Genomic DNA, 10792 nt, shown 5'->3' on the forward strand with positions numbered 1-10792 from the left:
ACCTGCAAGCGAATCCAACCGCACAGTCAAGCACATTTCATTTTGCTCGTGCCTCACAAAATAAAAAGAGCTTGCCTTTTCCCAACGCTTAATCCGAATAAAAATCAGAATTAAATAGGAATTTTAAAAAATGTCCGTAAATTTGTCCGTGTACGCAAAAACGTCCGTGAATAATTATGGCAACAATTAATTTTTATTTAGACAAGCCAGACAAAAAAGGGTTTGCACCAATTCATCTACGAATAAACTGTAGTGGAAGTCAAGTTAAGATTTCTACGGGACAGAAAATAGAACCGAAAAACTTCAACAAATCCAAACAGAAAGCGACTGGATTAAGTGTCGAATCTCACGAAATCAACCATTATTTAGATTTCTTAAGAGAACGAGCGGACGAACTTCTACACCATTCCAATAAGAAAACATTTGTACAAGACGAAGTTAAAAGCGTATTGAACGAGCACATCAAAAACTACAAAGAAAGTAACAATGTGAATATTGTAAAAGAACAGGTTTCACTTTACGGCAAACCGTTCACTTTTGTTGATTTATTTGCTGGAGCAGGCGGTTTTAGCGAGGGATTTTTACAAGCTGAACATAATAATAAATTCTTTGATTTTGTTGTTGCCAACGATATTAATGAAAATTGTGAATTGACTCACGTTGTTCGTTACAATCATCAATTGGGTTTAGATGCTGAATTCTTAAAACAAGATATTACTGAACCAGACTTTTTAGACAACTTATTAGAGAAAATAAATGGAAGAAAAATAGATGTTGTTTGCGGTGGTCCACCTTGTCAAAGTTTCAGTCTTGCAGGAAAAAGAAAAAAGTTCGACAAAAAAGACGACTTATTCTCTCATTATTTAGAAGTAATAAAGGTTTTACAACCAAAATACTTCGTTATGGAAAATGTCAAGGGAATTTTGACAAAAGAAAAAGGAAAAATAAAAGAACTAATCATTAAAGAGATTAACTCGATAGTTGACACAAAAGAAATTCCATTACTAATCTCTTTCATTAAAAAAATACGTAAAGAATCTAATTCATTTCTTTTTGATAGTATTATCAAGCGTGTAGAACTAGAAAAACTGCTTGAAAAAGACAAAGAAACTGGAAAAGCGGATTTCATCAGCTTTGTGGAAAATAGATTTAGAAAGTTAACACCGAAAATTGCAGACTATAAAACAAGTAAAACGGACGAAAACATCAATACAATTCGACACGGTTTTAATTTGTTAGCAAGAGCGAAAGAGTGGGAAAAACTAAAACGTGATATTATAAAAGAAAAAGACTTTTGCAATATTGATAGTGATAATTTCGCAAATGCATTTACAGATTTCCTCACAGAAATCAGTTCTGAAAATGTTATTTCAAAAATTGATAGTTCTTTTAAAGCATTAAAAGTTCCTACTAATTATAAAAAAGATTGTGAAGACATCATTACCGCTTTAAAAATTTATACAACTTCTTTTGATGAATCAATTGAGATTTTAAAATCTCATTGCAATACATCGCAGAAAAAAGAACTAGAAACTATTCTTGAAAGCATTAGACTATACAAAATAGAAAAGCCTTTTGTTGCAAATGCATCAAACTATGGAGTTCCTCAAAATAGAGAAAGAGTACTTTTTATTGGTTGTCGCAAAGACCAAGAATATATTTCTGAAATTCCAGCAACAGTTTCCGAAGAAGAAAAAGTAACCATTTTTGAAGCTTTGTACGATTTAGATTTTATTGGTAACAACCAAGAAGCTCACCGATACGAATTGGTTGACATTTCAGCTCAATACAATGGAACAGCAAAGAAAATGGCTAAACTTTTAAAGAAACGTAGAATTGACGGAAAGCCAATTTCAAAAGGTGGAAAGTCATTTGCTGAATGGTCAAAAAAAGGTAGATTAATTGAACGATTTAAACCACAAACAAAGCCTTTTTATGTTAGAAATAGTGAAGCACTTGAAAATGGAGAAAAGTATTTCGACCTACTAAACAATCACAAAACAAGCAATCAAAACGAAACCGTTATTGAAAGACTTGGAGTGATTTTAAAAAATGGCAACTATAAAAAAGCTCAACCAGAACTAGAAAAATTAAATCTTTCTACAAACAAGAGAAATTATAATGTTTTAAAACCAGACGAGCAAAGTTCAACAATAATGACCATTGCAGATGACTATATTCATTACAATTCACCAAGGTCATTAACAGTCAGAGAAATGGCTCGTTTACAGTCCTTTGATGACTCTTTTGTATTTCAAGGAAAACGCTCAACAGGTGGAAATAATAGAAAAACAGAAGTGCCACAATACACTTTGGTTGGAAATGCAGTTCCACCTTTATTAGCAAGAGCAGTAGCAAGTGAAATTTTAAAACATATCAAGTGAGAAAACTTACAGACGCAGAACAAGAAAAGATAAAATTACTAACTAAAAACCAAGTCTCTCTTACTTTAATTGAACCAACCGAAACAGGATTAAAAAAATCCATTATGGATGCTACTGGTTCTGTTAGAAGCTATTTAAAAAGTGAAAACATTCACGATTATGAATTGCAGAAGCAAGGTACAGAAAGTAAAGTAATGATTACAGCTGTTATTCATACTGGTTTTAAGATTATAAAATCAAAAGCATCTTTGTATCGTCCTTCAACCAAAAAAGGAGACCCTAGGATTTGGTTTTATGGTTTGACAAAAATTGCTGACCCAAACGATATTATTGCAATCACCTATTACAATGATAGCTTTCAAGTTTTTAACTTGACAAAATTAAATGTGACTGAATTAATAAATTCACCCATTATTAATCCATTCCAAGAGTTAATTTCTTCTATAAATTTCGAAGAAAGTGAAATTTCGATTGAGTTGCTGAACAAACTTAAAATCATATCAAAAAAAGGGTTTGTGAAGTCCGAAGTAAATTCTGATACGGGAATAGGAAGAACCATAGAATCATTACTTGGCATTGAAATGAATTCGTCCAAAGCACCTGACTATAAAGGAATTGAGTTAAAATCTTTTAGAGATAAAAGAAATAACAGAAAAGGTTTATTTGGTAAAACCCCAAATTGGAATTTAAGCAAATTTAAATCAAGAGTTGAAATATTGGATACTTTTGGGTATTGGGAAAGCGGAATTTTTCGTCTCTATAATACTATGAGAGGAACTGGAAGAAATGCTCAAGGTCTTATGTTGAGAATAGAATATAATAAGGACTGGTTATTAGAAAACTCTGATAGACCAGAGATAGGAGATTTTCTAGTATGGGAACTTGAAACACTTCGTAAAGCGTTATTGAAAAAACATAAAGAAACTTTTTGGATAAAAGCGGAAAGTAAAATTGAAAACAATAATGAGTATTTTCATTTTAAAGAAGTTGAACATACTAAAAATCCTATGGTAGATAAATTTGAAATCCTTGTTGAGACTGGTGCTATAACAATGGATTACCCTATTAAAAGAATGCCTGACGGTAAAGTTATTGATAAGGGCTGTAATTTTAAGCTTAATTCGAATTGTTTAGATTTATTATTTCCGCCAAGTGCAAACTATGACTTGACAGCGTAATGGAATTGCCAACGCTAAAAGCCATACACATTTCCAGTCGCGCCATCCACGCTACACCAAAACTGTAAAAGAGTATGTCTTTGCCAACGCTAGCAAGTTTACGGAAAAACGCCAGCCAGGTAACAATGTATATAAAAAATAGGGCGGAAAGTGCTAAATCAAAGACTTGTGCTTATTTGCAAAGTCCGCCACATTTTTAATTTGTATTTTAGTAAAAAGATAAAAATAAAATGAAAAATATGGCTTAGTATAAACACGAAAGTAAGTGCTTATCAACTGCCCTACTTTTCATATACTCGACCGTTGTGCATAATGCGGAAATCGTGCTAAAATTGAACATTTGAACTAAAAACGCCAACGCACAAACAGCACATTTATTTTTTTGCCCACGCGAAATGCCAACGCTAAAAAAAATAAAAGAGCTGTTTCTTGCCAACGCTCGAAACCAAAGAAATGAACACCTTCAATGACATAAAAGAATTAGTAACCGCTTTGAAAAGAGAGGAAAAACTCATATCTGAAATGTTCAGCAAAAGGAAATCCATTGACTACAAATTAAATGATGCTCTAGAACTTGTTGATTATGAAGAGAGTCGTATTGACTTATTAATTCAAAAAGCTGTAATTAGACAAAATGGAGATTTTTTGGAACTTGATGGCCAATTTCTGGAGTTTTTTGAGCAAGTTCTGTATGTGAGTGAAGAAATAAACCTTTCATATATTGATGAAAATATAAAAAACATAAAAGAAAACATTGTTTACTTTTTAAATGAGTCAAGCGAAAACAGAAGATACGCTTACTTACGATTTATTAAAAAAACTTTTCGAAATATGGGACTTATCACACTTAGAAGTGTGGTGGATTTGAGACGAAATATTGAGAATACCTTTAAGAATGAATCGAATTACAAAAACAAACAATTAAAACTAGAAAATCTTGATGAGAAAAGAACAGTAGTAACAAATTTGATACAACAAACACTTTTCCTCATTAATGAGGAAGAACTTACCTTTTTTAATAGAGCTCTAGATGAAGAATTGGGTAGAATCATTATTGAACTAAAAAATCAGTTAGGAGAATGCTCACACAACCTAATTGAAATAGAAAAACAAATAATTGATTATCTAAACCAAATAAAACAACAAGGAAGGTTTTTAGAAAAGCTAAGAAAACTGAAATACTTAAAAGACAATTTTATTATAGAAGCAGAAACTAACATCAAACAGATAGTTTCAAACAAAAATGAAGTCATTTTTGAAACAAAACTTAATGAATCTATAAACTTATCTATTGACTTTCTTAGAGAAGACGAGCGAGCTTTTATTGCAATTAAGAGAATTGCAAAAAATCATAGAGACAGACTACTTTTTAAACCAGAAATGGCAGAGCGTATTTCTAATGATTATCTTGACAATAATATTGAAGAAGAGATAATGGTAAATCTAGAAGAAGTAAGAAACCGTTTCATTGCAACAAGCGATAATTTATTCAATTTTATTTTAAACTATGACTTTTTGAAAGAGGTAGAATTTAATGAAAGAGTCACTATTTTTTGTCAAATTATTTCTCAGTATGAAGAAGAATTACAAATACAAGATAACTACCAAACCACCAATGGCATTGAATATGCTATGGTATTTTCAAGATAAATTCCAATGATTACAAAATATACATCAGAAATTTTTAACGTGCTTCGCAAGGGACAATTTATCTGTTCAAATAGTCCTGATGATGACATTAAAAAACTTTACAAAGTCATAGAAGATGAGGACACTTTTGAAGACTTACACGAATTTTTTCATCAAATTAATTACATCTTAGAGCAAGGCAACGAATATTATTATTTCAGTCGAAAAGAAAATAATACAGACCTAGATAGAAAACTAGAAAAAGCCTTTAATTGGATTGATATTCTGGACTTTTTTAAAACTTTCGATACCTCTTTTGATGTCGGCTTTAGGTTTTCGCCATCAGATATTGTAAATCAATTAAAAAATAATGCTGATTTAAAAACGAAATTGGAAAAGCTTAAAAAAGTAAGTGGAGATAAAAAGACCAATTCTGAACGCATAAAAAAAATAATTGAAAAACTAGAAAAAGATAATTTCATAACCTTAGAAAATGAGATAACTGAAACCTACAAAGTGCTTACATCTTTTAATTATTTGAAAGACATTATAACAACTATTAATATTCCCGAAGAAATAGAAAATGAGATACCTGAATAAAATAGTTTTTATAAATAGTGCATCTGTACAATATGCTGAAATCGAACTAGATGGAAATGTTCACTTAATTGGAACGCAAGGCGTAGGAAAAAGCACACTACTTCGTGCTATATTATTTTTTTACAATGCTAATAAAACCAAGCTTGGAATTCCGAAACAAAAGAAAGGATTTGATGATTATTACTTTCAGTACCAGAACTCTTACATCGTTTATGAAATACTAAAAGACAACATCCCTTTTTGTGTTTTAGCTTATAAAGTAAATGGTAAAGTTGCATTCCGATTTTTTAATTCTGCCTATAACAGAGAATTATTTATTGACAATAACAATAAAGCTTTTGAAAGTTGGGACAGTATCAGAAATGCATTTGGTAAAGAAATTTATTATACCAAACTCATAAAGAGTTATGACGAATATCGCAGAATCATTTATGGGGACAATAGCGGTTTAAAACCTGAATTTAAAAAGTATGCTCTAGCAGAAAGTAAGCAGTACCAAAATATACCAAGAACTATTCAAAATGTACTTCTAAACACCAATCTTGAAGCAAAATTTATTAAAGATACCATCATAAATTCTTTAAATGATGAGGAGTTTATAATAGATATTGAGAATTATGCAAAAAATCATTTGCGTGATTTTGAAACGCAAATCAACGATATCAAAATTTGGTTTAAAGAAAACAGAAAAGGACTGATAGTTGTTAGAAAGCAAGCTGATAAAATAGTTGACCGATATAGAGCATACAATTTTCTCAAAAGAGAAACAAAGGAATTAGCTTATCTGTTAGCTACTAGAATGAATTTTATAGAAAACGAAAAACCTCTTTTAAATTCTAATTATTCCAAAGAAAACAATGAATTAAATGTTATAACAAAAAAAAGAGAAAACTTAGTAAAAACACATCGTAGAAGAGAACAAGATATTGTTTCTGATTTAAAACTAATTACAACAGAATTAGCAAAAGCTAAACAGAAACTAACAGAATACGAAAATCAAAATATTAAAGAAATAATTTCAAAAGTTTCAAAAAAAGACACGCTAACTATTGAGCAAAGGACTTTAGAAGAGGAAAAAAATCTACTCACCTCAAAATTTGCAGAAATTAGCCAAAAATTTGAGGCTCTTATAAAACAAATTCAAAACCAACAGCAGGAATTTACAAACAAACAGAACTCAGATATCATTAAAATAAAAAGTGATTATGGAGAACATAAATCCTCAGTATTTGAAAGGTATCAAAAATTGATAATTCAAATCAATGATGAAAACAAAGACGAAATAGAATCCGTAAATAATGATTTAGAGAATATAAAAGAGAATGAAAACAAGGTAAAAAGACAAAAATCGGAATTAAAATATAAAACCTTTTTCTCGACTGAGATTGAAAAATGTAAAGCGAATAAAAAAACACTTGACGATAAAGTTTCAAGCTCAAAAAACAAGATTGTAAATGCACAGAACGAAACAAAAACAATTCGTAAAGAATGGGAATTAGAAACAAAAGAAGTAGAAAGAAACTTTAATTCTTCCGTTGAGAAAAAAAACGAAGCGAGTAAAAAACTAGCTTTAAAAATTGGGGAAATTGAAAACAAAATTCGGCAAAACAAATCTTCACTTTATGGCTGGTTAAACGATAACATTAACAATTGGCAAAATACAATAGGGAAAGTAATTGACGAAGAAAATGTGCTTTTCAACACAGAGCTAAATCCAAAACTAATTGATAGTAATTCGGCTACTCTATTTGGTGTAGAGTTAAACTTAAACACTTTAAAAAACAGAATTAAATCAGTAAAAGAATACCAACAAGAAATTGAAGAATACAAATTTAAGGTTAATGAAATCCAAAATAGTATTCAACAACTATATACTAATAAAGAAAATAGTTTACAAAAACTGAAGACAAAATTCGGTAAAAAACTAAAGAACTTTAAAGACCTTGTTGCAGAAAATGAATATACCATATCTCAAAGCCAAGAGAAATTAAAAAGCAATAAAATTGATTTAGACGAATGGATTCTAAAAGCAAAATCAGAAAAGGAAAATGTTCTACAAAAACTAGAAAATGATTTAAATGAAATTGCATCAAAGAAATTAAAAGCCGAAGAAGTTTTAAACAACATTAATAAAGGAATAAAGCGAAAAATAAGCCTAAAGGAAAAAGAGCGGCATACAGAAATTAAGGTTTTAGAAGAAACTAAGAATGAGAAAATTTCTGTAATAAACAATTCCATATCAAATACTAATTCAGCATCTGATAAACGGATTCAAGAATTGAAGAAAGAGCAAAGTTCTGAATTAGAAAAAAAAGGAGCTGATACAAAAAGGCTTAACCATATTGAAAGTAGATTAAGCAAAATTAAAACAGACCTAGGATACATAAAAGAGAATGAAACGCTTGTTATAGAATACTATAAAGACAAAAGAGAACTCTTTGACAATGTACCTCAATTAAAAGTTGACAAGGCAAGTTTAGAGAAAAAACAAAGCACGATAATCAATGAGCATAGCGTTGAGCTGAATAAAGTAAACACAAAATGGACTAAACAAGAAGAATTTGTTAAGTCAATACAAATTAAAATAGATGAATTTGATAATGACTTAAAGGATTTTGAAAGTTTTAAGCTCTCAGATGCATTTCTAAATATTAAAAGCTATTACGAAGTTCCTGAACCTATTGCCGATTTTGATGAACAGGAGAAAGCCACAACATTAATCAAGGAAATCATTGATAAGCATTCAAAAAGTCTAAGCGCTTATGAAGAACTAAGACAAGGTGTTAACTTATTTAATGGGAACTTTAATGAAACTAATATTTTTAGCTTCAAAACAAAATTAATTACAAAAGACGACTTTCTAAGCTTTGCATTCGAGCTCAAAGAGTTTATTGAAGAAGATAAAATTAAAGAATATGAAAAACGTGTAAATGATAGGTTTGCACACATTATTCATTTAATTGGCAGAGAAACAACAGAGCTGAACTCTAAACAAGGCGAAATTGAAAAAATAATCAAAAAAATAAATGATGATTTCCTAGGCAAAAACTTTATAGAAGCTATCAAGACAATGGAAATAAGAACGTTAGAAAGTTCAAATCCCATCGTAAAACTATTGATTAAGATAAAAGAGTTTAATGATGAAAATAGTTTAGTTTTAGGAGAATCAAATCTTTTTACTTCTTCAGAAAGTAATACAAAAAATCAAAAAGCAGTTGACCTACTGAAGCAACTTGTAAAAGAGTTAGAGAAATCAAAAAACACAAATTTAACGCTATCCGAATCTTTTGACCTACAATTTAGAATCATAGAAAACGATAACGACTCTGGTTGGGTGGAGAAGCTTTCTAATGTAGGAAGTAATGGTACAGATATTTTAGTTAAAGCAATGATTAATATTTCGTTATTGAATGTTTTTAAAATTGATGCTTCAAAGAAATTTAAAGATTTTAAGCTTCATTGTATGATGGACGAAATAGGAACACTTCATCCTACAAATCAAAAAGGAATTTTGAGATTTGCCAATGAAAGAAATATTTTACTCATCAATGGTTCGCCAACAAGTCAAAATGCAACGGATTATAAATACACTTATAAATTAGCCAAAGAACAGTCTAAAACTAATTCTAAAAAATACATTACTAAAATTAACAGATTGATTAAAAAAGTAAACACTAAAGTTCTTAATTAATGAAGTTAAGCTTAAAAATAGCAAAAGCGTTAGTACAGCTAATCAATGGCGAATCAATACCAAATAGTTTGGCTAAAAGTAGTCTAATAGATGCTTTAGTTGCTGAAAATATTATTCATCGAAAAGGAAAGCATAAAAAGTCGCTGAAGTTAATCAATGAAAAAGGACTGCATACATTTCTTGCAAATCAATTACAGATTACTGATGTATATAGCTATATTTCATTAAAAGAGAATCCAAATGCTACGCGTGCAGAATCAACCAAAATCACAACAGACTCAAAGATTTCAAATGAAAGAGCTTTTAAAGGATTTTTAGTAAATAGTTATACTTCTATAACAGCTGAATTAAACAACAAACAAATAATAATTAATCCTCAAAAAGGAAGTTTTATTTTTATTTATGACTATGAATCATTTAAAATTCCCAAAGAGGTAACAGTTGTTGGAGTTGAGAACACAAAAAATTTTAGTCAAATTAACAAACAGAAATACTTGTTTAATAAAGTCAATCCTTTATTCATATCACGCTATCCACAGAACCAAAGTAAAGACTTTATAAAATGGATGAAATCTATTCCAAATAATTATATGCATTTTGGAGATTTCGATATCGCAGGAATTGGAATTTATATAAATGAATATAAGAAACACTTATCGGAAAAAGCGTCCTTATTTATTCCTAAAAATATTAAAATTGATTTGAAAAAAGGAAATAGAGAACGATATGATAAACAAAGAATAAATTTTAAGGTAGACGATATACAAGAGCCAAAAGTTTTAGATTTAATTGAATTAATAAAAAAAGAAAAAAAAGGTTTAGACCAAGAATATTATATTAACACGAATAGCCAACGCTAAAAGCCATACACATTTACAGTCGCATCATCCAAGCATCACCAAAACTGTAAAAGAGTATGTCTCGCCAACGCTCAATCCGAAGTAAATAACAAACATCGGAAAACCTAGTAGAACGTGAAAGCACTATGCACAACAACGTGTATAAAACATAGCTATTACAGGCTTTACGAAAGGTTTTTGTATATTTACAAAGTACGCCAAATTTTTTATTTGGTTATATTTAGAAAAGAAAATTAAACATAAAAATAAAAAATTCGGCTCGTGCTAAATCCGAAAAGTTAGTGTCTATTTATACGCTACGTTTCATACACAAGACCGTTCTAGTCCATTGCCTGCGGCCGTAGGTTTTCGCTTTTGTAATTTATAATTACGCTCTTGGGATTAGAAACTATAGAACTGCAATAACGCTGCGAAAGATCAACCAACTTTAGTAATTATAAATCACAAGTC

Annotated in this window: 6 protein-coding genes; all 6 read left to right on the forward strand. The window is 29.9% G+C overall.

Annotated elements, in window-relative coordinates:
- Positions 1-176: 176 nt before the first annotated feature.
- The 6 genes from dcm to IL45_RS01370 all read left to right on the forward strand — a co-directional run bounded on the left by dcm (position 177) and on the right by IL45_RS01370 (position 10342).
- Positions 177-2384 (forward strand): DNA (cytosine-5-)-methyltransferase, encoded by a 2208-nt coding sequence (gene dcm, locus IL45_RS01345; RefSeq protein ID WP_036579354.1) that lies wholly within the window; start codon positions 177-179, stop codon positions 2382-2384.
- Complete coding sequence (locus tag IL45_RS01350) at positions 2381-3562, forward strand: MvaI/BcnI restriction endonuclease family protein (protein ID WP_036579357.1); 1182 nt, start codon at positions 2381-2383, stop codon at positions 3560-3562. Before dcm ends, IL45_RS01350 begins: the two co-directional genes overlap by 4 nt.
- A gap of 429 nt (positions 3563-3991) precedes the next feature.
- Positions 3992-5212, forward strand: a complete 1221-nt coding sequence (locus tag IL45_RS01355; RefSeq protein WP_235183307.1) for a hypothetical protein — start codon at positions 3992-3994, stop codon at positions 5210-5212.
- 6 nt (positions 5213-5218) lie between these two features.
- The gene (locus tag IL45_RS01360) at positions 5219-5791 is read left to right on the forward strand and encodes a condensin complex protein MksE (RefSeq protein ID WP_081866505.1); all 573 of its coding nucleotides are present in this window, start codon (positions 5219-5221) and stop codon (positions 5789-5791) included.
- Positions 5775-9482, forward strand: a complete 3708-nt coding sequence (locus tag IL45_RS01365; protein WP_036579361.1) for an ATP-binding protein — start codon at positions 5775-5777, stop codon at positions 9480-9482. Before IL45_RS01360 ends, IL45_RS01365 begins: the two co-directional genes overlap by 17 nt.
- Positions 9482-10342 carry a DUF7281 domain-containing protein gene (locus IL45_RS01370; RefSeq protein WP_036579363.1) on the forward strand — a complete coding sequence of 287 codons (861 nt, stop codon included), beginning with the start codon at positions 9482-9484 and terminating at the stop codon, positions 10340-10342. Before IL45_RS01365 ends, IL45_RS01370 begins: the two co-directional genes overlap by 1 nt.
- Positions 10343-10792 lie beyond the last annotated feature (450 nt).

Origin of the sequence: Nonlabens ulvanivorans, from assembly GCF_000732625.1 — a bacterium.
GTDB classification, from domain to species: Bacteria; Bacteroidota; Bacteroidia; order Flavobacteriales; family Flavobacteriaceae; genus Nonlabens; species Nonlabens ulvanivorans.

Excerpts from the sequence above, each read along its gene's own strand:
- IL45_RS01360 (WP_081866505.1), top strand. The coding sequence starts at position 5,219 with ATGATTACAAAATATACATCAGAAATTTTTAACGTGCTTCGCAAGGGA.
- dcm (WP_036579354.1), top strand. The coding sequence starts at position 177 with ATGGCAACAATTAATTTTTATTTAGACAAGCCAGACAAAAAAGGGTTT.
- IL45_RS01365 (WP_036579361.1), top strand. The coding sequence starts at position 5,775 with ATGAGATACCTGAATAAAATAGTTTTTATAAATAGTGCATCTGTACAA.
- IL45_RS01370 (WP_036579363.1), top strand. The coding sequence starts at position 9,482 with ATGAAGTTAAGCTTAAAAATAGCAAAAGCGTTAGTACAGCTAATCAAT.